Source organism: Marilutibacter spongiae, from assembly GCF_014145325.1.
GTDB lineage: Bacteria > Pseudomonadota > Gammaproteobacteria > Xanthomonadales > Xanthomonadaceae > Marilutibacter > Marilutibacter spongiae.
In genome coordinates, this window is the sequence record NZ_JACHTF010000009.1 from 60969 (window position 1) to 85407 (window position 24439).

Genomic DNA, 24439 nt, shown 5'->3' on the forward strand with positions numbered 1-24439 from the left:
TCCCCCCGTCCATCGCCCGCCCCAGGAGCCAGCATGTCGCGCGCCGACCGTCCTTCCGTTTCCCTGCCTTCCGCCGCGCGCTCGCGCGGCCTCGTCCTGGGCGCGATGCTGATGGCCGTCGGGCTCGCCCAGGCGGCGTCGCCGGAAGCCGGACGCGCGGCCTATGCCGCCGTCGACCCCTTCATTGGCACCGGCGGCGAAGGCCACACCTTCCCGGGCGCGGTGCGGCCCTTCGGCATGGTCCAGCTAAGTCCCGACACGCGCATCCAGCCGCGCAAGGACGCCTACGGCTGGGCCGCCGGCTATCGGCACGACGACAGCAGCATCGTCGGCTTCTCGCACACGCATTTCTCCGGTACCGGCCACTCCGACCTCGGCGACGTCCTCGTGCTGCCCATCAGCGGCGACGTCCAGCTCGAGCGCGGCGACCCCGACGTGCCCGGCAGCGGCTACACCGCGCGCTTCAGCCACGACAGCGAAGTCGCCGAGCCCGGTTACTACGCGGTCACCCTGGATAACTACGACATCCGCGCCGAACTGACCGCCAGCGAGCGTGTCGGCGTGCACCGCTACCAGTTCCCCGCCGGTAAGCCCGCGCACGTGCTGGTCGACCTGCGCACCAGCATGTACGACTATCCCGGCAAGGTGCTGTGGTCGCGCCTGCGCCTGCAGCCCGACGGCACCGTCACCGGCTACCGCAAGACCCGGGGCTGGGCGCCGGGCCGCGAGCTGTACTTCGCCATGCGCTTCTCCCGGCCGGTGACGGGCCACGCCTTCCACGACACCGAGCAGGACGTGCCCTACAAGGGCTTCCCGCCGCCCGGCCACCAGGACCCACGCCAGCGCGCCCAGGGCGAGGGTCGGCAACTGGTCGGCAGCTTCGACTTCGACGGTGCCGCCGGCGACAGCCTCGTGGTCAAGGTGGCGATATCGCCGGTGAGCGAGGCGGGCGCGATCGCCAACCTCGACGCCGAAGTGCCCGGCTTCGACTTCGACGCGGTGCGCGAAGGCGCGCGCGAGGCCTGGACGCAGGCGCTGTCGGCGGTGGAGATCCAGGCACCCGAAGACGACCGCAAGGCCGCCTACACCGCGTTGTACCACGCGCTGATGGGGCCGAGCCTGTTCATGGACGTCGACGGTCGCTATCGCGGTCCCGATGGCGCCGTGCACCGCGCCGAGGGCTTCCGCAACCACTCCACGTTCTCGCTGTGGGACACCTACCGCGCGCTGCATCCGCTGCTGACCCTGGTGCAGCCGGCCGCGCGCACCGACGATTTCGTCAACTCGCTGCTGGCCTCGCGCCGACAGAGCCCCTACGGCATGCTGCCGGTGTGGTCGTTCCACGGCCAGGAGACGTGGTGCATGATCGGTTACCACGCCGTACCGGTGATCGCCGACGCCTACATGAAGGGCATCCGCGGCTACGACGCCGACGAGGCGCTCGAGGCCATGGTCGCCACCGCCAGCTACGGCCCCTACGACGGCATCGCCCAGTACATGGAACTGGGCTACGTGCCGATCGACGAGGAAGGCGAAGCCGCCTCCAAGACCCTGGAGTACGCCTACGACGACTGGACCATCGCGCGCATGGCCGAGGCGATGGGCCGCGACGACATCGCCGCGCGCTTCACCCGCCGCGCCGGCAACTGGCGCCACGCCTTCGACCCGGCCACCGGCTTCATGCGCGCCCGCAAACGGGACGGCAGCTTCCGCGAACCCTTCGACCCGACCGCCAGCGGCTACGGCACCGACTACACCGAAGGCAACGCCTGGCAGTACTCGTGGTACGTGCCGCAGGACGTCGCCGGCCTCATCCAGGCCCATGGCGGCGACGACCAACTCGTCGCCCGGCTCGACCAGGTGTTCGACGCCCAGGTCGACCCCTCGATCTTCGAGCACATGGAAGACATCACCGGCCTGATCGGCTGGTACGCGCATGGCAACGAGCCCAGCCACCACGTCGCCTACCTCTACGCCTATGCCGGCCAGCCCTGGCGCACCCAGGAACGCCTGGCCCGGATCATGTCGACCCAGTACAAGCCCACCCCCGACGGCCTCGCCGGCAACGACGACCTCGGCCAGATGTCGGCCTGGTACCTGTTCACCGCGCTGGGCTTCTACCCCGTCGCCCCGGGCAGCAACGAATACGTCATCGGCCGCCCCTTCCTGCCCGAGGCCACCCTCAACCTGCCCAACGGCAAGCGCTTCCGCATCGTCGCCGAAGGCCTGTCGGCCGCGCACCCCTACGTCGGCCGCGTCACCCTCGACGGTGACCCGCTGGACCGCGCCTACCTGCGCCACGAAGAGATCATGGCCGGTGGCGAACTGCGCTTCGTCATGCAGGCCAATCCCAACAAGGACTGGGCCACCGCCCCCGACCAGCGGCCGTACTCGATGTCGCGGTGAGGAGTGCGCGAGGCGGTCGCCCACGCGTGGGGGCGCCTCAACGGAACGGGTGCCGGGTGTCGCCCGCGACCGTCCCGTTCGCAGGCCCTCCAACTGCTAATATGCCCGCCCCACAGGGCCTATAGCTCAACGGTTAGAGCAGAGGACTCATAATCCTTTGGTTCCAGGTTCGAATCCTGGTGGGCCCACCAAACAATCGCAATTGCTTGCTGGTGCAGCTCTTCCCTGTGTCCCCACTTTGCAGTGGCGTGTCATGTCCGTTATCGGCCAGAAGCGGACGTTCTCAGATAGTGGCGAGATCACGAGCCATCGCGCGCCTCATGCAGCGAGCACGTTCCAGGAACGGACGCGGAAGACACGAACGCCGATACGGCCTGGACGAAACAGTCCTGCGCGGTCAGCACCAGCCCGTGCGCGCCGTCGACCACGGTGGTCAGCTTCACGTCTCCCAGTGGGGCGAGCATAGCGAGGTGCGCGCGCGCGCCCTCGAGCGGAGTGGCGGGATCGAGCGTGCCCTGGAGCACGAGTGTCCGCGGAAGGCGCGCGGGTAGTTTTCCGAATGTGGCGTCGCGCGCATAGAGTGGCACCGGCGGGCTTACGGCGAGACCGGGCAGGGGGCTGGTGAACAGCGCATGTTCGGCCTCTTCCTCTACCTGCGCCTTCGTGAGGTCGGGGCGCGAGTTGTTCTCCGACCCGGTGATCAGCATCACCAGAGGCATCGAGGACGGCGATTGCGGGAACGGATACAACGTGCGCCGCAGGGCACCCAGGTCGTCGACCGTGCGCCCGAGCAAGGTGGTGTCGTCCCGCAGCAACGCCTCTGCCATCTCCGGAATACGACTGCGCAGCTCGGGAAAGTTCAGCAGGCGACCCATGAAGCTGCGGATGTCTTGGCCCGGCACCTGCTCGAGCCAGGCCGGCTTGTCGCCCGCGTAGGCGACCAGGCGGGCGACCGTCCTGGTCTGTGCAGGCGTCAGGAACGCGCGTCCGATCTCGTCAGCAATGCGCGTGCGCTGACTGATCTCCCACTTGAGCGCGCCTTCCGGCGGCACAAGGCCGTCAAGAATCAGCCCGTCGAGCTCAACCGGAGCCACCTGAAGCATGCGCAGTGCGAGCTGGGTGCCGTAGGACACACCGTAAAGGAGCACCGGCCCCTCGCCGCGGTGCGAGCGGATCAGCCGGGACAGATCTTGCGCGGCATGCGTGATGGTGAAGGCCTGCGTGCGCGCGGCATTCGCGTACATGGCGCCGATGCACGGTCCCCATTCCTCGTCGGCAAGATCCAGGCCTGAGGCGCTCTCGAGCGACTCCTGCTCCGGGCAGAGCTTGGTGGAATAGCCAGTGCCCCGATGGTCGGGCATCATCAGCTCATAATCGGGAAACGCGCGACGCAGCGTGTGCAGCGCGGAATAGAACGACGCGCCCGTCTCGCCCGGACCGCCGGCCACCAGCCACACCTCGCCACGGCGCGTGCGCCCCTCGGCCACCGGGAATCTGCGCACGAACAGCTCCACCTTCTCGCCGTCTGGTTCGGCGTAGTCGAGCGGCGCTTGCTCACGTGCGCACAGCGAGTCCGAGAGCGCTTCGAACTCGTCGTCGTCGGTGCAGGGGACGAACGGGGCGGCCTGGAGGGAGCCGGCAACAACAAGGAATGAAAGGGCAAGCCCGATACGGCAAACAACACTCTGGATCACGAGGCATCCCAACCGACGAATGAGCCTGCGCGCGAGCGCAGGGCGTTGAGCGAAATGATAGCGATTGCCTGCCGGGCGGACAGTGCCCTTCGTAACGTCGTCTTCTGGGACCGATTGGTGCGCACACCCTCTCGGGGTAGAACCCCTCTGGTCGAGAGTCAGTTGTGACCGGGCTGTTCGGGAAGCCTGCGCTTGCGGAGCGAGCTGAACCCTCTCGCATGGCTTGCGCCCCTGGGACAGTGGGGATCCGACCTTTCCAACGATTCAGTTTGTGTCGACGTCCACTCTGGGTCGGCTACCGCCTTAACGCCACAAGTGTTCAGGCAAGCTGAATCGGCTCGCTTCTTTGGATCCATCCGCCAGAACACCACTTGTGTCAGGGATTGACTCAAGTCAAGGCGCCTAGGGGAGTACCGCCCTAGTGTGCGCGGCATGGAGCCGCAATCCATCGCCTTCGATGCCGAGCTGCTGCGTCGTTACGACCAGCCGGGCCCTCGCTATACCTCGTACCCGACCGCGCCGCAGTTCCACACCGGCTTCGGCGAGCGCGAGCTACGTGAGGTGGCCGCGGCAAGCAACGGCGATCCGATTCCGCGCCGGCTTTCGCTGTACGTGCATGTACCGTTCTGCGAAAGCCCCTGCTTCTACTGTGGCTGCAACCGCATCATCACCCGCGACAAGGCCCGTGGCGATGCCTATCTCGCGCGGCTGTACCGTGAGATCGCGCTGGCGGCGCCGTTGTTCGACCGCGACCGGGAGGTGATCCAGCTCCACTTCGGCGGCGGCACCCCCAATTTCCTGTCGCCGGCGCAACTGGGCGAAGTCGTGGACACGCTGCGCGGCCATTTCCGCTTCTCCGACGCCGCCGACCGCGACATCTCGATCGAACTCGACCCGCGCTTCGTGGATGCGGACGACATCACGGCGCTGGGCAGCATCGGCTTCAATCGCGCCAGCTTCGGCGTGCAGGATTTCGATCCGGACGTGCAGCGCGCGGTCAACCGCATCCAGTCGGTCGAACAGACCCGCACGGTGGTCGACGCATGCCGCGCCGGCGGGTTCCGCTCGGTCAACGTCGACCTGATCTACGGCCTGCCGAACCAGAATCCTGCCGGCTTCGCGCGCACCCTCGACATCGTCGCCGACATGCGGCCCGACCGGGTCGCGGTGTACGGCTACGCGCACATGCCGCACCTGTTCAAGCCGCAGAAGCAGCTGGACGCCAGCCTGCTGCCCAGCCCGGACATGCGACTCGCCCTGCTGCAACTGGCGATCGAACGCCTGACTGCCGCCGGCTGCCTCTACATCGGCATGGACCACTTCGCCCTGCCCGACGACGAACTGGCGCTGGCCCAGGCACGCGGCAGCCTGCACCGCAACTTCATGGGCTACACCACCCATGCCGAAAGCGACCTGCTGGGCCTGGGCGTTTCCGCGATCAGCCACATCGGCGACAGCTTCAGCCAGAACCCGCGCGACCTGCCGTCCTGGCAGGCGGCGCTGGACGAGGGCCGCCTGCCGGTGTTCCGCGGCATGCGGATGGATGCGGACGACGTGCTGCGGGCGGACCTGATCCAGGCGTTGATGTGCAGCGCCGAGATCCCGGTGCGCGCGCTGGAGCGCCGGCATGCAGTCGTGTTCGCTGACTACTTCGCGGAGGCGCTGGCACGCCTGCGACCGCTGGCCGATGACGGCCTGGTCAGGATCGAATCCGACCGCATCGTCGCAAGCTCGCGCGGGCGGCTGCTGTTGCGTAACATCGCGATGTGCTTCGATCGCTACCTCGCCCCGACCGCAGAGCCATCCGCACCGCGCTTTTCGCGTGCGATCTGACGACGTCGCAGGCCTCACCGCCGCGGAGCCGACCATGAGCGACGTGGCGTTCCCGCGCCTGGACACGCGCGTCCTCGCCGACGACGGCAATGAGCTGCGCTTCTGCTCCACTTGCGCGTTCTCGCAGGCCTGCCTGGACCAGGGCATGGACAAGGCCGCGCTGGGCGAACTGCACGTGCTGGTCGAGCACGTGGGCCCGTTCCGCGCCGGGGATCACATCTTCCGCGAAGGCGACCCGTTCGAGGCGATCGCCGCGGTGCGCGCCGGCACGGTCAAGACCTATGTGGTGGACCGCGATGGCCACGAGCACGTGCACGGCTTCCACCTGCCCGGCGAGGTGATCGGCCTGAACGCGATCGACGGCGACCGCTATCCCTGCAACGCCATCGCACTGGACACGGTGATGCTGTGCCGGTTCTCGTTCCCGAAGATCTCGGTGTTGGCGGCCCGCCTGCCGGGACTGCAGCGCCAGTTGTTCCGCCTGCTCAGCCGCGACATCGGCCGCGCCGCCCTGCTGGCCGGCGACTGGTCGGCGGACCAGCGGATGGCCGCGTTCCTGGTCGGCATCTCGCGCCGGCTGGCTGCGCGCGGGTTCTCCGCGACCCGGTTCCAGCTGACCATGCCGCGCACCGACATCGCCAACTACCTGCGGCTGGCCCCTGAGACCGTCAGCCGGGTACTGCGACGGCTCCAGGAGGACGGCATCCTCAGCGTCGAACGGCGCGAGCTGGAACTGCTGCAACCGGACAGGCTGGAAGCGCTGGCTGCCCCCATCCTGCGCGACTGACGCGCATTCATGACGGTGATCACGGACTGGCCTGTGGCCGGGCCGTTTCATGCCGTCTTCACATGATCCGAACTTGTCCCGACTAAGGTCCATTCAGCTGCTTGACCTGCATCAAGGCGCCCCCATGCGCGGGAGCCGACCATTTCGCCATCCAATGGGAGCGCATGCTGATGAGTACGACACGCAAGTTATGGCTGGGCTTGACCGCCCTGCTGGTCGTTTCATTCGGCGTCCTGTTGTGGGCCGGGGGCGAGATTTTCCGCGCTGCACCCCCGATCCCGGAACAGGTCGTCGATGACAGCGGACGGGTGGTCTATACCCGCGCCGATATCGAACGCGGACGCCAGGTCTGGCAATCCATGGGTGGAATGCAGCTGGGCTCGATCTGGGGCCACGGCGGCTATGTCGCCCCCGACTGGAGCGCCGACTGGTTGCATCGCGAAGCGGTGCAGATGCTGGACCTGTGGGCACGGGCCGACGGTGGCATGGCCACCTACGCGCAACTCCCGGAAGAGCAGCAGGCCGCGTTGCGCGGACGCCTGAAGGCGGAAATGCGCCGCAATACGTACGATGCCTCGACCGGCACGATCACCCTGTCGCGTGACCGGGTGGCCGCGGTGTCGAACGTGGCGGCGCATTACGAGAGCCTGTTCGGCAACGATCCCACCACCGCGGAGCTGCGCGAAGGCTACGCGATGAAGAACAACACGGTGCCGGATGCCACGCATCGGAGGGCACTGACCGCGTTCTTCTGGTGGACCGCTTGGGCGGCCGGCACCGAGCGTCCTGTCGCGGGGGAAACCCTGGCGCCGGATCGCAGCGGCGTGGTGGCCAAGCAGGTGACCTACACCAACAACTGGCCCAGCGAACCGTTGATCGACAACACGCCGCCGCCGTCGATGTGGGTGTGGTCGGCCTTCAGCGTGCTGTTCCTGATCGCCGGTATCGCCCTGCTGGGCTGGCACCATGCGCGCCAGCACGACGAATCGCCGGTGTTGCCGAAGAGCGACCCGCTGGCCAACCTCAAGGTGACGCCATCGATGCGCGCCACCGCCAAGTACTTCTGGGTGGTGCTGGCGCTGTTTCTGGTGCAGATCCTGCTGGGCGCGATCACCGCGCACTACCAGGTCGAAGGCCAGGAAGCCTACGGCTTCGCGCTGTCGGAAGTGTTGCCCTACTCGATCACCCGCACCTGGCATACCCAGCTTGCGGTGTTGTGGATCGCGGTGGCCTGGCTGGGGACCGGCCTGTACATCGCACCGGCCATGTCAGGGCATGAGCCCAGGTTCCAGCGACTGGGGGTGAACGTCCTGTTCGTCTGCCTGTTGCTGATCGTGGTGGGTTCGTTCGCGGGCCAGTGGCTGGCGGTCATGCAGAAGCTGGGCCTGGAGCACAACTTCTGGTGGGGTCACCAGGGCTGGGAATACGCGGACATGGGCCGCTTCTGGCAGTGGTTCCTGTTCATCGGCCTGCTGTTGTGGCTGACCCTGGTGGGGCGTGCGCTGTGGCCGGTGCTGCGTGGCCCGCAGACCGAGACCAAGGCGATCGTGGGCCTGCTGTTCCTGTCCACCGTCTGCATCGGGCTGTTCTTCGCCTCGGCGCTGATGTGGGGCGAGCACACCCATATTTCCGAAGTCGAGTACTGGCGCTGGTGGCTGGTGCACCTGTGGGTGGAAGGCTTCTTCGAAGTGTTCGCCACCGCGGTGATGGCACTGATCTTCACCAGGCTCGGGCTGATCAAGGGTTCGGTGGCATCGGTGGCCGTGCTGTTCGCGACCATCATCTTCATGGCCGGTGGCGTGCTGGGCACCTTGCACCATCTGTACTTCGTCGGCACGCCGACCGCAGTAGTGGCGCTGGGAGCGAGCTTCAGTGCGCTGGAAGTGGTGCCGCTGGCCTACATCGGCTTCGAGGCCTACCACACCTACAAGCTGGGCAAGGCCACGCCGTGGATGACCCGCTATCGCTGGCCGATCCTGTTCTTCATCTCGGTCTCGTTCTGGAACCTGGTGGGTGCCGGCCTGTTCGGCTTCCTGATCAACCCGCCGCTGTCGCTGTACTTCATGCAGGGCCTCAACCTGACCCCGCTGCACGGCCACACCGCACTGTTCGGCGTGTACGGCATGCTCGGGATCGCGCTGGTGCTGTTCTGCATGCGCGGCCTGCGTGGCCAGTTCCAGTGGGATGTGCGGGCACTGAAGATTGCGTTCTGGTGCCTCAACATCGGCCTGGCGCTGATGGCCCTGCTGACCCTGCTGCCGCTGGGCACCATGCAGCTGCTGGCAGCGATCGAACACGGCTACTGGTACGCCCGTTCGGCCGAGTTCATGCAGCAGCCCATCGTCGACATGCTGGTCTGGATGCGCGTCCCCGGTGACACCATCTTCAGCGTGGGTGCGGTGACCCTGGCCTGGTTCATGCTGCGGTTGTGGATCGCACCCAGGCGCGATCCCGTGCTGGAAGGCGAAACCGAGAGCGGACGCTGACGGTGAAGGCGCACGACCCGGGACGTTCCGGGTCGTGCAGCCCCATCAACAAGGAACCGATTCCATGCAATTCATCCTGCGCACGCGCGACGATCATGACCTCGCACGGATCGCCCACGCTCTGGTCGAGATCGATCCGGCTGCGTTCTGCGACCGCGATCCTGCCGGGCATGCGATCCGTATCGCCACCGCCGCCACCCATTCGGAACTGCGGGCCTGCCTGACTGGCATCGGCATGCAGGCGGACGCCGGCGTCCTGTTCCAGCTGCCCTCGGAATGCTGCGGAGGCTGTGGTGGCTGAACGACCCGCGGACGCACTGTCGCCGCGGCTGCTCGCGCAGGCGCCGCACCGGCTGATGTTCTTCATCGGCGCGACCAACCTGCTGCTGGCGATGACGTGGTGGGCGATGTGGCTGGCCGATGCGCGCTGGCAACTGTTCGGCCTGCGCCAGCCGCATCCCTGGGCCGGCTGGCTGCATGCCTTCGTGATGCAGTACCAGATGCTGCCGAGCTTCATCTTCGGCTTCCTGCTCACCGTGTTTCCGCGCTGGATGGGCTTGCCGGATCTCGCGCGCAAGCGTTACCTGCCGGTCGGCGCCGGCCTGTTCGGTGGCCAGCTGGCCACGCTTGCGGGCGCCTTCGGCTTCGAGGCCGGCATGATCGTCGGCTACTGGATGACCCTGGCCGGCTGGCTCGCCGGCGTCGCCACCCTGGGCCCGATGCTGCTACGCGAGCGCGGCACCACCTGGCATGCGCGCGCCTGCTTCGCGGGGTTGGTCGTCGGTGTGATCGGGCTGGCCGCGTGGGGCGGCTTCCTGCACGGACTGGATGCGCGCTTCGCCTTCGCCAGCATCAAGCTGGGCACCTTCGGCCTGCTGTTGCCGGTGTACTTCGCGGTGGCGCACCGGATGTTCCCGTTCTTCGCCGGCAACGTGGTGCCGGGCTACGTGGCGTGGCGGCCGCTGTGGCTGCTCGCCGCGGTGTTCGCGCTTTCGCTGGCGCACCTGGGACTGGAACTGGCGCATGCCTATGGCTCGCTCTGGCTGGCGGATCTTCCATTGCTGGCGTTGCTGCTACTCACGCTGTGGAAGTGGTGGCCGCGTGGCAGCACGCCCGGGATCCTGCTGGTGCTGTTCATCGGCCTGGCCTGGCTGCCGCTGGCGATCGCCCTGTATGCGTTCCAGAGCATCCTCTATGAACTGACCGGGACCTTTGCGCTGGGGCGCGCGCCGGCGCATGCGCTGTTTGTCGGTTTCTTCGGCAGCGTGCTGGTGGCGATGGTGACGCGCGTCACCCAGGGCCATTCGGGCAGGAAGCTGGACATGCCGAAGGCGGCCTGGTTCGCGTTCGTCGCCATCCAGGTGGTGGCATTGATGCGGCTGTTCGCCGAGGTGCTGCCCGACGGGCCGGCCTGGCAGGCGCTGGCGGCACTCGGCTGGCTGGTCGCACTCGCACCCTGGGTGGCCAGGATCGGGCGCATCTACCTAACGCCTCGCATCGACGGCAAGCCGGGATGAGCGCGCTATGATCGAGTTCTATCCGCAGATCAAGCAGTTCCACATCTTCGTCGCACTGCTGAGCGGTTCCATCTTTGCGCTGCGCGGCGCGTTCGCGCTGGCAGGAGCGAAGTGGCCGCAGGCATTGCCGGTGAAGTGGTTGAGCTACGCGGTGGATACCGCGCTGCTGACCGCCGCGTTGATGCTGCTCACCATCCTGCCATGGGCGATGTTCGCCAATGGCTGGCTGCTGGCGAAGCTGGCGCTGGTGGCGGTGTACGTGGTGCTGGGCGTGTACGCGATGCGGCCCGGGCGGACCCGCCGTACGCGGGCGGTCTTCTATGCGCTTGCCCTGCTGGTGTTCGCGGCGATCTACGGCATCGCCCGCGCGCACCATCCGCTGGGCTGGCTGCTGCGGTGGCTGGGGTGAGCGCCGCACGGGCATCGCGGGCCTGGAGCGCGGGCGCGATCGGTGCCCTGCATCGGGAGGCGGCGCGCTCCGCCGACACCCACCTGCTGCACATGCGCTTCCCGGCGTTTGCCGGCATCGACTTCTACTTCAAGGACGAGGCCGCACATCCGACCGGAAGCCTCAAGCATCGGCTGGCGCGCTCGCTGTTCCTGTACGCGCTGTGCAACGGGCGCCTGCACGAAGGTCAGACCGTGGTCGATGCATCGTCCGGCAGCACCGCGATTTCCGAGGCCTGGTTCGCGCGCCTGCTCGGTCTGCCGTTCGTGGCGGTGATGCCGGCCAGCACCGCGCCGGCCAAGATCCAGGCAGTGCAGGCGCTGGGCGGCCATTGCGAACTCACCCCACCCGGCATGGACACGCAAGTGCGTGCCCGCGCCATCGCCGCGGGCGGCGCCTGCTTCCTGGACCAGTTCGGACTTGCGGAACGCGCCACCGACTGGCGCGGCAACAACAACATCGCCGAATCCATCATCGACCAAATGGCGCGCGAACCGCATCCGCAACCGGCCTGGATCGTGTGCGGCGCCGGCACCGGCGGCACCTCGGCCACCATCGGCCGCTACCTGCGCTATCGTGGACTCGCCACCCGCCTCTGCGTGGCGGAACCCGCCGGCGGCGCCTTCGCGAAGGGCTGGCACAGCGACGACCGCACCGCCGTCGCCAGCCGGCCGACCGTGGTCGAGGGCATCGGTCGTGCGCGGGTGGAACCGGGTTTCCTGTTCGAGGTCGTCGACGAGGTGATCGAGGTGGAAGACACCGATTCGGTCGCCGCGATGTGGCTGCTGGAGCGCCTGCTCGGGCGGCGCTATGGCGGTTCCTCCGGCACCAACCTGGCGGTCTGCGTGCAGCTGGCGGCAGCAATGCGCAACGACGGCCAAGTCGGCAGCATCGTCACCCTGCTCTGCGACCGCGGCGAACGCTATGCGCAGACCCTGTTCGACCGCGAATGGCTGGCCGCGCACCGGTTCGATCCGGGGCCCGGAGGCGATGCGCTGCTGACGCGCCTGCAGGCCGCCTGACCCGCCGCGGATCAAAGGCGGTCGCAATCCGCATCGAGGTCGTCCTCGCGTCGATGGGCCGCGGGCGCCCGATCCTCCATGCCTGCGGCATCCAGCACTTCCGCCAGCCTGCCGGCGCACTGCGGGCAGCACTCCAGTTCGCCCAGTTCGGCATGCATCGGGTCCATGTCTTCGACTCCTGCGGGATCTGGCTCGCAGCTTGCGGCGATCGATGGCGGCCCGCCCTGATCCCGGTCAAGCGCCAGGCATCCCGCATGCGGCGGACCTGATCCAGGTCAAGGCGCGGATTTGCCTGCGGGCGGAGCATGTCCCGCATCCGGACCGCACGGTCCACGCGAACTCCCCAAGCGAAGGATTCCCCATGAACGCCCTGATCACCCCCACCGTCCAGACCCCGGCCGACATCGACCTGGATACCCACCACGCCACCGGCGACTGGTCGGACCGCCTTGCCTACGGTATCACCCGTAGCCTGCGCTTCCTGGCCGACACCTTCTTCGCCAAGCGCTACGGCAACCGCGCGATCGTGCTGGAAACCGTGGCCGCCGTGCCCGGGCTGGTGGGCGCCGCGCTGATCCACCTGCGCTGCCTGCGCTGGATGAAACACGACCGCGGCTGGATCCATGCGCTGATGGAGGAGGCCGAGAACGAGCGCATGCATCTGATGACCTTCGTCGAGATCGCCCGCCCCAGCTGGCTGGAACGCGCGCTGGTACTGGTCGCGCAGGCGGCGTTCTTCACCTTCTTCCTGCTGCTCTACATCGCCTCGGCGCGTACCGCGCATCGCCTGGTCGGTTACTTCGAGGAACAGGCCGTGGTCAGCTACACCCAGTACCTGCAGGAGATCGACGCCGGCCGCGTCGAGAACGTGCCGGCACCGAGGATCGCCATCGACTATTGGCAGCTGCCGGCCGATGCGCGCCTGCGCGAGGTGGTGCTGGCGGTACGTGCCGACGAGGCCGGCCATCGCGACGTCAACCATGGCTTTGCGGACGAATTGCGCCCGGCACGGGGAGTGCCGGCGTCGCTCGCCGGTTGACTGGAACTCGACCGTCGTCCGCGCGGCGGGTCCTGCGGGGCCCGCCGTTTTCTTGTGCGCGCTCCGCGCGGCCGCCGCACACAGCGCTGCAGGGAACGCCCGCCAGCTGTGCTTGACATGGATCAAGGCCGCAGAGCCGCGGGGCGCACGCTTCACGACCACTTGACGCAGATCAGGTTGGACTTGCATGCAAGGACGCACACTGCATGCGCTGGAATCCTCCACGCATGCCAGGAAGCGAAAAGATGAAAACCTCTGCCACCCACAAGGTGATCTGGGTCCCACTCGCGGTCGTGTTCGGCATCATCGCCGCCACCTTCATCGCCAATGCCGGAATGCCCGATGCGCAGGACGTCCCGGCCGCGCCCAGGGCCTCGATGTATGTTCCCTTCTGATCGCTTCTGATCCTCGCCACAAGGAGTCGGAGATGCGCACCATGCTGCCCACCTGCTCGTTGCTGCTGGCCGCAGTGCTGGCTTCCCTGACCGTCGCGGGATGCAGCCGCGATGAAGCAAAGTCCACCGATGCGCCGGCCGCATCCGCCGATTCCGGCGGCTCCGCGAAGGGCGACTTCGGCCCGCCGCAGGGCACCCCTATCGACGCTGTGCTGACCGCGCCGCCGAACGTGCCGCCGCCGACCGGGCGTACCGCACCGGCCAAGGTGATCGTCAAGCTCGACGTGGTCGAGAAGGACATGCCGATCTCCGAGGGCGTGACCTACACCTTCTGGACCTTCGGCGGCACCGTGCCGGGCAGCTTCATCCGCGTGCGCCAGGGCGACACGGTGGAATTCCACCTGCGCAACCTGCCGGAGTCGAAGATGCCGCACAACATCGATCTGCACGGGGTCACCGGCCCCGGTGGCGGCGCCTCGGCAACGTTCACCGCGCCCGGGCACAGCTCGCAGTTCACCTTCAAGGCGCTCAATGCCGGCCTGTACGTCTACCACTGCGCCACCGCGCCGGTAGGCATGCACATCGCCAACGGCATGTACGGCCTGATCCTGGTCGAACCGCCGGAGGGCCTGCCCCCGGTCGACAAGGAGTACTACGTGATGCAGGGCGACTTCTACACGACCACCAAGTATCGCGAGAAGGGCCATGCGCCCTTCGACATGGAACGGGCAATCGACGAGAACCCGACCTACGTGCTGTTCAACGGCCGCGAAGGCGCGCTGACAGGCGACCAGGCGCTGACCGCAAACGTCGGCCAGAACGTGCGCCTGTTCGTGGGCAACGGCGGCCCGAACCTGGTGTCGAGCTTCCATGTGATCGGCGAGATCTTCGACAAGGTCTGGTTCGAGGGCGGCACCCGCTTCCAGGAGAACGTGCAGACCACGATGATCCCCGCCGGCGGCGCCGCGATCATGGACTTTCACCTGGAAGTGCCCGGCAGCTACGTGCTGGTCGACCACTCGATCTTCCGCGCCTTCAACAAGGGCGCGCTGGCCATCCTCAAGGCCGAGGGGCCGGAAGACAAGACCATCTATTCCGGCAAGGAGGTCGACTACGTCTACCTGGGCGACCGTGGCCAGCCCAACATGAAGGCGGTCAGTACCGCGGCGGCCGCGGCCAGCACCGGCGACCTGACCGTGGAGCAGCAGGTCGCCGCGGGCAAGGCGCTGTTCGCAGGTACCTGCTCGACCTGCCACCAGGCCGAAGGCCAGGGCATGCCTGGCGTATTCCCGCCGCTGGCGAAGTCCGACTACATCGCCGCCGATCCCAAGCGCGTGCCATCGGTGATCCTGCACGGCCTGGTCGGCCCGGTGAAGGTCAACGGCCAGGACTACAACTCCAACATGCCGCCGATGAGCCAGCTGACCGACGACGAAGTCGCCAACATCTCGACCTACGTGCTCAACAGCTGGGGCAATCCGGGTGGGCGCGTGACCAAGGCCGAGGCGGCCGCCATCCGCCAGCAGAAGCCTGGCAACGCCTCCGAGGGCCACTAACATGCGCTCGCTCGCCGCCATCCTGCTGGTGGCATTGCCGATCGCGGGCCTGGCCGGTGATCGTCCGGCACGCTACGCGGGACTGCCCGGTGGCACCTTCCAGTCGGCGCTGCGCTACGAGGACGCGAAGGGTGGCGTGAAGGTCGAACCCTTCGCAATGATGCGCAAGCCGGTCACCAATGCGGAGTTCCTCGCCTTCTTAAAGCGCCACCCGCAGTGGCAACGTGACAAGGTGCCCAAGGTATTCGCCGAACCACGCTATCTGTCGCATTGGGCATCACCGACCGGGCTTGGCAAGAACGCACAACCGGGCCAGCCGGTGGTGTGGGTGAGCTGGTTCGCGGCCAGCGCCTACTGCGAATCTCTGGGCGCACGCCTGCCGCGCTGGAACGAATGGGAATACGCCGCCGCAGCCGACGAAACCCGCACCGACGCCCGCAAGGACCCGGCCTGGCGCGAACGCATCCTGACCTGGTATTCGCGCCCGTCGAATGAAGGGTTGCCACGCGCGGGCCTGCAGGCCGCCAATGCCTATGGCGTGCACGACCTGCACGGTCTGGTATGGGAATGGACCGACGACCATGCCTCGATGCTGGTCGATGCCGACAACCGCAAACAGGGTGACCCGGAAACGGCCAGATTCTGTGGCGCGGGCGCCCTGTCGATGGATGACCGCGAGAACTACGCGGTGCTGATGCGGGTGGCGATGCTGTCGTCGCTGCAGGCCAGCGATGCCACCGCGAACATGGGCTTCCGCTGTGCAAGGAGCGCACCATGAGCCTGCGATCCCTGTTCCTGCTCGCCGCACTCGCCTGCAGCGCGCTTGCCATCGCGCAGCCACCGAAGGCAAGGCCCCTCCCCGGTGATTCTGTCTACCAGCTGGCGTTGCCGCTGACTACGCAGGACGCCCGCACTGTCGACTGGCGCAGCCTGCGCGGCCAGGTGCGGCTGGTCTCGATGTTCTACACGTCCTGCCAGTACATCTGCCCGCTGATCGTGGAATCCGGCAAGGCGGTGGAACGCCAGCTCACGCCGGCGCAACAGGCCAGGCTGGGCGTGCTGCTAATCAGCATGGATCCCGCTCGCGATGGTCCGGCGGCGCTGTCGGCAGTAGCCACCAAACGCAAGCTGGATGCCGCGCGCTGGACATTGGCCAGCCCGCGCAAGGACGATGTGCGCAAGGTCGCCGGGGTGCTCGGCATCCGCTATCGTTTGCTGGCGGACGGCGAGTTCAACCACACCAGCGCACTCATCCTTCTGGATGCGGAAGGTCGCATCATCGCGCGTACCGAAACCATCGGCAGCAAGCCGGACCCGGAATTCGTGGCGGCAGTTCGCGAAGTGACTTCACGCTGAGCGTGCCGGCCTAGTTCCCTTGCATCGTGATGGGGCAATTCGGACGGAGCCCATCCGTCTCAACGACCGCTTCGGGTCGGAAGCAGACATTGGCACCCCGCTCACCATGTGGGTGCTCCTCCCGGGTCCCGGTGTTTCGTTTCGGTCGGGAGAGCGGTGTAGCGCTGGTGAGACCGCGGAGCTTTCATCGCACCCATCGGAAGAGAAACCTCTCACGCGGGCTTCGAAAAAGAAGGGTCAGTTTCATTTTCTCAGAAAGAGTCAGACGACCGGCAGGTATTTCGACCCAATGCCCAACGTTCATCCCACTTGCCCTCCGTGCTGCCACAATATCCGCCCTTGCAGTGCCCCCGGAGTCCACGCGACGTGTGATCGCCCTGTTCCCCTGAATGCATGAGCCGCCCGGTGTTGCCGGGTGTCTTGACCGTTGTTCGCCATGCTTCGGCGACACAGGAGGAACCCATGTCCGGTGCGCGCATCCGCGTCTCCCATCTTTCGTTTTCATGGCCCGACGGCACGCCCGTCCTGGCCGATCTTTCGTTCGCCCTCGGTCCGTCGCGGGTCGGTCTGGTGGCACCCAATGGGGCCGGCAAGACGACCTTGCTGCGCCTGGTCGCGGGCGAGCTTGTGCCGCGGTCCGGTACGGTCGAGGTCGCTGGCCGGTTGGGCTATCTGCCGCAGCGTTGGAGCGGGGCTGCCGAGGCGACGGTCGCCGATCTGCTGGGGGTCGCCGGGGCGCTGCAGGCGGTGGACGCGGTACTCGCGGGGTCTGCCGATCCGCTGCAGCTGGAGCGTGCGGATGGCCACTGGGACCTGCGCGAGCGCATCGCCGCGCAGTTGGCGGCCTTTGGCCTGCACGACGTCCCGCTGGAGTGTGCGGTGGCGCGCTTCAGCGGTGGCGAGGCCATGGCCTTGAGGCTGGCCGCGCAGCTGCTGCGCAGGCCCGATGTCCTACTGCTGGACGAGCCCAGCAATCACCTCGACCGAGCCGCGCGCCAGCGCTTGCGGACCGCGATCGAGGCCTTCCGCGGCTGCCTGGTCGTGGCCAGCCATGATCGCGAGTTGCTGGATGGCATGGAGGCGATCGCGGAACTGCAGCCCGCGCGCCTTCGCATGGTCGGGGGCGGCTACAGCGCCTATCGCGCCGTCACCGAGCGCGAGCAGGCGGCGGCGGATCAACAGGTGCAGCACCTGCGCCAGGAAGTGCGACGCGAGAAGCGCGAGATGCAGCAGGCCCGCGAGCGCGCGGAGCGGCGCGCGTCCAATGCCGCGCGCAAGGCCCCCGATGCGGGCTTGCCGAAGATCGTCGCCGGTACGCTGGCACGTCGGGCCGAGGCGTCCGCCGCCCGGGCCGCGGGCGTGCACGGCGATCGCGTCGAGCAGGTGCGCGATGCCTTGCGCCGGGCCGAGGAGGCGGCGTCCTCGCCGGTCCTGCCTCGCTTCGCCCTGCCTGCCACCCACGTGGGGCCCACGCAACACGTGCTGAGCGTCGAGCGGCTGCAGGCGCAGGGCGAGGAAGGTCCCCTGTGGGCCGACCGCGGCGTGACCCTGGCGATTCGCGGTCCGGAGCGGATCGCTCTTTCCGGGGACAACGGCGTGGGCAAGACCACCTTGTTGCGACTCCTGGCGGGCGAGGCGACGCCGGCCTCGGGCGAGCATCGCGTCGGCACGACCCGGGTGGCCTACCTCAGCCAGCGCCTGGACCAGTTGCGGCCCGAACTGTCCCTGATCGAGAACTTCGCGCGCAAGGCACCGCGCCTGTCGTCGCAGGAACGCGCGGACGTGCTGGCCCGGCTGGGGTTCCGTGGCGACCGCATGCGCTTGCCCGCGGGCGCCTTGTCCGGCGGCGAACGCCTGCGCGCGACGCTCGGCTGCGTGTTGCATGCGGACGAGGCGCCCCAGCTGCTGTTGCTGGACGAGCCGACGAACAACCTCGATCTGCACGCCGTCCTGCAACTGGAGCAGTTGCTGCAGAACCACGAGGGCGCGATGGTCGTGGTCAGCCACGACGAGCGGTTCCTGGCCGCCATCCATCCCATGCGACGCATGCAGCTGACGACGGGGGGGCTGGTCGAGGAGGGACGTTAGCCCATGTGCGATGGCCGTTCCCGGCGGGTCCTCAGCGTTCGGCCGGTACCGCGCCGAGCGGACGCCCGCTGTGGCAGTCGACGCGCAGCAGTTGGCTGATGGTGAGGCCGTAGCGTATCGAGTCCGGGCGATAGTCGCCGGCGCCGTTATTCGAGCGCATCAGGACCAGTCGCGTGCCATCCCGTGGATCGACGAGGGGGCTCTGGCAATCGGGCCCGCTCGCGGCATGGGCGGAGCCGGTGCTGCGGTCGAGGACCTGGAACTGAGGGGGCATTCCATGGAGTGGGCCCAGGTTCGCGGGTGCCGGGGGCGTGGTGCTGACGCATGCCGCCATCAGCGTGGCGGCAAGGCTGGTGGTGATCAGGGCTTTCATCAGGTGTCCTGGCTGGGCTCGGGTCAGAGATGCTCGAGGATGTTGAGCAGTGTGCCGTAGGGGTCGCGGACGTAGAAGCGGCGCACGCCCCAGGGTTCCTGGGCCGGGCCGTAGACGATGCGGTGGCCGGCGCCCTGGATGCGGGCCAGGGCTTCGTCGAGGTCGTCGACTTCGATCGACAGGTCGGGCACCGGGGTGCCGTTGCCGCCTTCGGTCGCCACGCTGACTTGCACGCACGCGGTTTCCTCCGTGCCGTAGGTGGCGATCCAGCCGTGGTCCATCAGGGTGTCCAGGCCGAGCAGGTCGCCGTAGAAGGCGCGGCCCGCGGCCGTGTCGGCAGCGGCGATGTTGGACACGATGCGGCGGACTTTCATGCGGCGCTCCCTTGCAGGGTGGATGCGGCAGCATGCCAGCTTCGCGCGGAGCGCGCCGCCGGGTACGAGCGACCTAGCAGCGGCCCAGTTCGACGAGCTTGTCCAGGCAGGGCGTCAGCGAACGGGACAGGATCTTCCAGTCCTCGCCCTCGCGGACCCAGGTGCTCATGTACTTCAGCGGGCCCCAGCGGCCGACGGGCTTCATCTCGCCGTCGATGTCCATGCGGCCCATGACGATCGCGACGGGCCCGTGGAACACGACCTGCGTGCCGCTGAGTTCGACGCGGGTGACGTTCCATGCGGCCAGGCCCGCGATCGACTGGGTCTTGTCCTCGATCAGGCCGCCGGGCGCGAGGACGCGGTAGTCGTCCGCGGCCATCGCGGAGAACAGGGCCGGGTCGCGGGCAACGATCTGCGACTGCACCAGTGTTTCGTTGAGCGCGATCAGCCGGGCGCGATCGGCGTCCAGGTCGCGCGCGACCTGGCCGGTGGAAGTCGTTGGATTCGACATGCAGGCAGTCAGGCCGATACAGGCCAGCATGGACGTCGCGAGGGTCCTGGCGGACGGGGCGGGGCTGCGGTGCATCTCGATCTCCTGAGGATGTCCCGGACGCGGGGTGCCTGCCCGCATGCTACGACCGCGCCGTAGGCGTGGCAAAGACCGGCGCTGGGCAGCGCCGGCATCGAAGCCTCGAAGACGATCAGGGGCGAGGGCAGCGGCCGGGGGCGGGATAGGCTGCCGCCAGTGCGCCCGACGGGTCGAGCCAGACGTGGAGCGTCTGCCTGCAGGGCCCCGTGGCGGTGACGGCGCCGGTGTCGAGCAGTTCGACGACGAGGCGCTGGTAGGGCGCGTCGGCGGCGAGGATCGGTGCGTCCGACACCAGCGCCAGCGCCACCCGGTTGGACAGCAGATCGGGAAACTGGCGCGCGAGCCGCATGTGCAGCAAGGCCATCCCCGGAGGTGCCGCTGGCATGCTGCGGTAACGTGGGTCGGCCTCGTCGAGGGTCTGGAAGGGCGGTTCCGCTTTCGCCGGGAGGTGGATCGGGTCGCGCATCAGGGGCGTCGGCGTGTGGGTACAGGCGGCCAGCGTAGCAAGCACCCACGGGGCGGCGGCGACGCAGAACGGTCGCCCGCCTGCGGGATCGTTCACCGCCGTGCGTCCCCGTCCCGTTCCGCGCCCTGTCCGTGTCGTCCGCATCCGCGCCGCGCTCTCCGTTCTCGACCTCGTCCGTGCAGACAGTGAAGCATGCGCCCGTGCAGCGTGGCGTGGGGCGCAGGCTTCAGGTCGCCGGGTGGAACACCACGCGGTTGCGGCCACCGCGCTTGGCGGCGTAGAGGCTGTGGTCGGCCGCGCCGAAGAGGGCGTTGGGGTGGTCGAAGTCGGCGTCTTCCGTGCACGCGCCGCCGACGCTGATGGTGATCGTCGCGAGCGTGGCGGTCTGCTCCTGCACCACGCGGCGCAGGGTCTCGGCGATCTCGCGCGCCTTGGCGCCGCCTTCGCCGGGCAGCAGGATGGCGAATTCTTCGCCACCGTAGCGGAAGGCCATGCGACGGCCGCCGAGGGCGTCGGCCAGGGTCTTGGCGACGCGCCGCAGCACCTTGTCGCCGAAGGCGTGGCCGTGGACGTCGTTGACCTGCTTGAAGTGGTCGATGTCGACGACCAGCACCGTCAGCGGTTCGCCGCGCTGGCCGTGGCGCACGAACTCGCGGTCCAGCGCCTGGTCGAAGATGCGGCGGTTGGGCAGCTGGGTGAGCGCGTCGGTACGGCTTTGGCGGTTGATCTCGCGCACGCGGTGCGCCAGCGCCAGCGACAGCAGCACCATCTCCAGCAGCGAGCCCATCTGGAACGCGTTCTGGGTGAAGGCATTGTGCGGCAGCCAGCCGAAGGACTTGGCCATGAACACCAGCACCGCCGACAGCAGCACGCCCCAGGCGATCATGAAGTAGCGCGCCGCGACCACGCCGCGCAGCAGGCCGATGATGCCCATCGTGATGATCATCGCGGTGATGGCGATGGTCAGGTACGAGATGGGGATGATGACGTGGTTGTAACTGAAGCCGAACGCGGCGACGAACGCCACCACCGACAGGATCTCCAGCCCGAAGGCGACCTTGTCCAGTCGCGGCGTCAGCCGCGGCGTGCCGAGGAAGCTGCGGGTGAAGTGCATGCCGAACAAGAGCGTCAGCGACAGCATCACCAGCAGGCTGGTGTTGCCCCAGTCCGGGTGGTTGGGCCAGAAATACTGGAACGCCAGGCCGTCGATGATCGCGAAGTACAGGCCGTAGCTGGTGACGTACAGCAGGTAGTAGAAGAACGGCCGGTCGCGGACCGCCAGGAAGATGAAGATGTTGTACGCGATCAGGACGAAGAAACCGCCGAAGTACAGGCCGAATGCGAGCTGGCGTGTTTCATGGCTTTCCAGCAGTGGCACGGTCTGCTGCAGCGTCAGGCCGATGTTCATCGAGCCGTCGCTGCGCATGCGCAGGAACAACTGGCCGCGGGAGTCGGCCGGCACCGTCACCGGGAACAGGAAGTCGCGGCCGCGGATGGGGCGGGTCGCGAACGGTCGCCGGTCGCCGGTGGCCACGTGGTCGACCACGCGGCCGTCCCGGACCTGCCACAGGTCGAGCTCGTCGATCAGCGGGTAATCCTGCTGCAACACCAGCGCCACCTGTCGTGGCGAGGGGTTCTCGAGGTCGATCCGCACCCACCACGTGGACGCGGAGAAGCCGAAGTTCGTGCGGCCGTCGACGGCCGGGGCGAACCCCTGCGAACGCATCGCCGCGGCGATATCGAGCGTGCCGTCGGGGTCTTCCAGGAGCTGAAGGTCGCGTCCCAGCGACAGCTCCCCGACCTGCGAGGCATCCACCACTCCGGCCCATGCGTGCGGTAGGCACCCTGCCCACAGCAGCACGCACACGAGCCAGGCTCTGAGCGACATGCGATCTCCTGTAAGTCACCGTTCCCCACGCCGGTGATGCTGCGGTTGCCTGCCCACGCCCGGCGCCGCGCGGGACGCATGCGCTTTCACCGAGGTGCGGTGACAACCCCCGCGCATCTTCCCACAGTGGCGCAGGCATGCAAAATGCAGGCCGGGGACAACGAACCGGGGATGAGGGGATGCACAAGGCTTGGACGGGGCTGGCGCTGGCGGCCGGGATGGGGCTGGCCGCCTGCGGGGGCGACCGCGTGCCTGCACCGGCGAGCGCGGACGCGGCGATCGACCTGGACCAGGGCTGGAGCCCGGCGGTTCGCGCCCGTGCGCGCGAAGCCGGGTTCGGCTCGCGCATGCTGCCCTACCGTTGGCTGCGGCACCTGGAGCAGGCCGGCCGGCGCGAGCCCTTCCTGGCGCCGGCGCACCTGCAGGCGCTGGGCTTCATCCTGCAGGCGCCTTCGCCCGGCAATCCCGACGGCCTGCCGGTGGGGATGACGCTGACCCGCGCCACCCGCCGCCAGCCCGACGCCTGGGCCGGCCTGGGTTGCGCGGCCTGCCACACTGGCGAGCTGCGCCATGGGGGGCAGCGCATCCGCGTCGACGGTGGCCAGGGCTGGCTGGACTTCACCGCCTTCGAGCGCGCGGTCATCGACAGCCTGTCGGCGACAGCGCAGAACCCGGTGGTGTTCGAGCGCTTCGCCGATGCGCTGCAGACCCCGGCCGGGCAGCGCGAGAGCCTGCGCGCGGCCCTGGTCGAGCGCGCCTCGGCGCTGGAGGCGCGCCATCGCCTCAATGCCAGCGACGTGGCCTACGGCCCGGGCCGGCTGGATGCCTTCGGACAGATCTTCAACACGGTCGCAGTCGAGGTGCTGGGCGTCCCCGGCAACCGCCGCCCGCCCGATGCGCCGGTCAGCTATCCGGTGCTGTGGTCGGCGCCGCACCTGGACCTGGTGCAGTGGAACGGCTCGGCGCCGAACGCCGGGCCCGGCCCGCTGATCCAGAACGTCACCACCGCGCTGGCGGTCTACGGTCATGCGCGGGTGCCGTCGCGCGGCCCGGGCTACGCCTCGGACGTCGACTTCAAGCAACTGGGACGCCTGCAGGACGATCTCTATCACCTGACCGCGCCGGCATGGCCGGAGGCGACGCTGGGGGCGCTCGACAGCGAGCGCATCGCACGCGGCAAGCCCCTGTACGACACGCATTGCGCCGCCTGCCATGCGCCCATCGACGCACGCGACCCGCGTCGCCGGCCGCGCGCCGTGCTCACGCCGCTCGCCGACGTGGGCACCGACCCGCGCATGGTGCGCAACTTCCTCGACGCCGACGCGCGCACCGGCCCGTTGCAGGGCAAGCGAGCGCGGGTGGTCGCGGGCGCGCCCTTCGGCGAACGCGCGCGCAGCATCGACCTGGTCGCGCACGTCGCGATCGGCGTGGCGCTGCGCCATCCGTTGGCGTCGGTGCGCGATACGGTCAGGGGCTACCATCGCGTCGCGAAGGCGAGCCTTGACACGCATCCGGACTATTACAAGGCGCGTCCGCTGGACGGCGTCTGGGCCAGCGCCCCCTACCTGCACAACGGCTCGGTGCCGACCCTGGACGCGCTGCTGCGACCAGCGGCCGAGCGGCCGGCGTACTTCCAGGTCGGGCACGGCGAATTCGACCCGCAGGCGGTCGGCGTGGCGACCGCGATGGCGGGCGGCTGGCGCTTCGACGCCACCGTGCCGGGCAACCTCAACAGCGGGCACGAATACGGCACCACCCTGGACGAGGCCCAGCGCCGCGACCTGCTCGAATACCTCAAGTCACTCTGAGGCCGGCGGCTCCACGTCGCCCGCCCACAGGCGGTCGAACCACTCGGCCATGCCGCTGGCGGGGGCCTCGGCGAGCATGCGTTCGACCAGGCAGCGCCCGAGCGTGCGGTAGGCCTCGAACTCGGCCTCGCCGAAGAACTGGTTGCTGGTGGGCTGGTTGGGGAAACTGGGGTGGGCGCGGGCGTAGGCGTACAGGTCGGCCGGTGCCTGGGCGATCCGCATCGGCTTGATGTAGACGATCCGGCCGCGCTGCCGTCGGCGTACAGCACCTCGCCCAGCAGCCAGGGCCGGCGGGCCTCGCCGCTGGCGTGCTC

The 24439-nt window shown here is 68.4% G+C and carries 23 protein-coding genes and 1 tRNA gene; 16 read left to right on the forward strand and 8 right to left on the reverse strand.

Going from position 1 to position 24439, the window contains the following annotated elements; all coding sequences use genetic code 11:
- Positions 1-105 precede the first annotated feature (105 nt).
- Complete coding sequence (locus H4F98_RS09530) at positions 106-2406, forward strand: GH92 family glycosyl hydrolase (protein WP_182687277.1); 2301 nt, start codon at positions 106-108, stop codon at positions 2404-2406.
- A gap of 115 nt (positions 2407-2521) precedes the next feature.
- Positions 2522-2597: transfer RNA gene (locus H4F98_RS09535), tRNA-Ile, on the forward strand.
- Positions 2598-2705: 108 nt separating this feature from the next.
- On the opposite strand, the gene H4F98_RS09540 is transcribed toward H4F98_RS09535, so the two are convergent.
- Positions 2706-4100, reverse strand: coding sequence for an alpha/beta fold hydrolase (locus H4F98_RS09540; protein ID WP_343064753.1), 1395 nt, complete (start codon positions 4098-4100; stop codon positions 2706-2708).
- 432 nt (positions 4101-4532) lie between these two features.
- Between H4F98_RS09540 and hemN the strand changes: the two genes are divergently transcribed.
- The 7 genes from hemN to H4F98_RS09570 all read left to right on the forward strand — a co-directional run bounded on the left by hemN (position 4533) and on the right by H4F98_RS09570 (position 12193).
- Positions 4533-5933, forward strand: a complete 1401-nt coding sequence (gene hemN / locus H4F98_RS09545) for an oxygen-independent coproporphyrinogen III oxidase (RefSeq protein ID WP_182687117.1) — start codon at positions 4533-4535, stop codon at positions 5931-5933.
- A 34-nt stretch (positions 5934-5967) separates the two neighbouring features.
- Entirely contained in the window at positions 5968-6720 is a 753-nt protein-coding gene (locus H4F98_RS09550; RefSeq protein ID WP_182687119.1) for a helix-turn-helix domain-containing protein, read from the forward strand.
- Between the two features lie 170 nt (positions 6721-6890).
- Positions 6891-9206, forward strand: coding sequence for a nitric-oxide reductase large subunit (locus H4F98_RS09555; RefSeq protein ID WP_182687121.1), 2316 nt, complete (start codon positions 6891-6893; stop codon positions 9204-9206).
- Between the two features lie 64 nt (positions 9207-9270).
- Complete coding sequence (locus tag H4F98_RS09560) at positions 9271-9507, forward strand: hypothetical protein (protein ID WP_182687123.1); 237 nt, start codon at positions 9271-9273, stop codon at positions 9505-9507.
- The gene (locus H4F98_RS09565) at positions 9500-10723 is read left to right on the forward strand and encodes an NnrS family protein (RefSeq protein WP_343064754.1); all 1224 of its coding nucleotides are present in this window, start codon (positions 9500-9502) and stop codon (positions 10721-10723) included. The genes H4F98_RS09560 and H4F98_RS09565 overlap by 8 nt, the downstream gene beginning before the upstream one ends.
- 7 nt (positions 10724-10730) lie before the next feature.
- Complete coding sequence (locus H4F98_RS16710; protein WP_220479166.1) at positions 10731-11132, forward strand: SirB2 family protein; 402 nt, start codon at positions 10731-10733, stop codon at positions 11130-11132.
- Positions 11129-12193: a PLP-dependent cysteine synthase family protein gene (locus H4F98_RS09570; protein WP_343064755.1), complete on the forward strand. Its 1065-nt coding sequence runs from the start codon at positions 11129-11131 to the stop codon at positions 12191-12193. The genes H4F98_RS16710 and H4F98_RS09570 overlap by 4 nt, the downstream gene beginning before the upstream one ends.
- 11 nt (positions 12194-12204) lie before the next feature.
- On the opposite strand, the gene H4F98_RS09575 is transcribed toward H4F98_RS09570, so the two are convergent.
- On the reverse strand, positions 12205-12360 hold the full coding sequence (locus H4F98_RS09575; protein ID WP_182687127.1) for a hypothetical protein: 156 nt from the start codon (positions 12358-12360) through the stop codon (positions 12205-12207).
- A gap of 194 nt (positions 12361-12554) precedes the next feature.
- Between H4F98_RS09575 and H4F98_RS09580 the strand changes: the two genes are divergently transcribed.
- From H4F98_RS09580 to H4F98_RS09605, 6 genes are all read left to right on the forward strand, one after another.
- Positions 12555-13232 carry an alternative oxidase gene (locus H4F98_RS09580; protein ID WP_182687129.1) on the forward strand — a complete coding sequence of 226 codons (678 nt, stop codon included), beginning with the start codon at positions 12555-12557 and terminating at the stop codon, positions 13230-13232.
- A 245-nt stretch (positions 13233-13477) separates the two neighbouring features.
- Positions 13478-13627: a hypothetical protein gene (locus H4F98_RS09585; RefSeq protein ID WP_182687131.1), complete on the forward strand. Its 150-nt coding sequence runs from the start codon at positions 13478-13480 to the stop codon at positions 13625-13627.
- Between the two features lie 32 nt (positions 13628-13659).
- The gene (gene nirK / locus H4F98_RS09590; protein ID WP_246373058.1) at positions 13660-15183 is read left to right on the forward strand and encodes a copper-containing nitrite reductase; all 1524 of its coding nucleotides are present in this window, start codon (positions 13660-13662) and stop codon (positions 15181-15183) included.
- Between the two features lies 1 nt (position 15184).
- Entirely contained in the window at positions 15185-15961 is a 777-nt protein-coding gene (locus H4F98_RS09595; protein WP_182687133.1) for a formylglycine-generating enzyme family protein, read from the forward strand.
- The gene (locus H4F98_RS09600) at positions 15958-16539 is read left to right on the forward strand and encodes an SCO family protein (protein ID WP_182687135.1); all 582 of its coding nucleotides are present in this window, start codon (positions 15958-15960) and stop codon (positions 16537-16539) included. Before H4F98_RS09595 ends, H4F98_RS09600 begins: the two co-directional genes overlap by 4 nt.
- A gap of 462 nt (positions 16540-17001) precedes the next feature.
- Positions 17002-18627 (forward strand): ABC-F family ATP-binding cassette domain-containing protein, encoded by a 1626-nt coding sequence (locus tag H4F98_RS09605; protein ID WP_182687137.1) that lies wholly within the window; start codon positions 17002-17004, stop codon positions 18625-18627.
- Positions 18628-18658: 31 nt separating this feature from the next.
- On the opposite strand, the gene H4F98_RS09610 is transcribed toward H4F98_RS09605, so the two are convergent.
- The 5 genes from H4F98_RS09610 to H4F98_RS09630 form a co-directional block, all read right to left on the reverse strand.
- On the reverse strand, positions 18659-19000 hold the full coding sequence (locus H4F98_RS09610) for a hypothetical protein (protein WP_182687139.1): 342 nt from the start codon (positions 18998-19000) through the stop codon (positions 18659-18661).
- 23 nt (positions 19001-19023) lie between these two features.
- A complete protein-coding gene (locus H4F98_RS09615) occupies positions 19024-19374 on the reverse strand; it encodes a VOC family protein (RefSeq protein ID WP_182687141.1) in 351 nt (116 codons plus the stop codon).
- A 73-nt stretch (positions 19375-19447) separates the two neighbouring features.
- Entirely contained in the window at positions 19448-19960 is a 513-nt protein-coding gene (locus tag H4F98_RS09620) for a nuclear transport factor 2 family protein (RefSeq protein WP_182687143.1), read from the reverse strand.
- Between the two features lie 115 nt (positions 19961-20075).
- Positions 20076-20525, reverse strand: coding sequence for a hypothetical protein (locus tag H4F98_RS09625; RefSeq protein ID WP_182687145.1), 450 nt, complete (start codon positions 20523-20525; stop codon positions 20076-20078).
- Between the two features lie 130 nt (positions 20526-20655).
- Positions 20656-22317 (reverse strand): diguanylate cyclase, encoded by a 1662-nt coding sequence (locus H4F98_RS09630; RefSeq protein WP_182687147.1) that lies wholly within the window; start codon positions 22315-22317, stop codon positions 20656-20658.
- A 179-nt stretch (positions 22318-22496) separates the two neighbouring features.
- Between H4F98_RS09630 and H4F98_RS09635 the strand changes: the two genes are divergently transcribed.
- Positions 22497-24125 (forward strand): di-heme-cytochrome C peroxidase, encoded by a 1629-nt coding sequence (locus tag H4F98_RS09635; protein ID WP_220479167.1) that lies wholly within the window; start codon positions 22497-22499, stop codon positions 24123-24125.
- Here H4F98_RS09635 and H4F98_RS09640 read toward each other — a convergent pair.
- Complete coding sequence (locus H4F98_RS09640; protein ID WP_182687149.1) at positions 24117-24347, reverse strand: hypothetical protein; 231 nt, start codon at positions 24345-24347, stop codon at positions 24117-24119. The two genes, H4F98_RS09635 and H4F98_RS09640, sit on opposite strands and share 9 nt — an antisense overlap.
- Between the last annotated feature and the right edge of the window lie 92 nt (positions 24348-24439).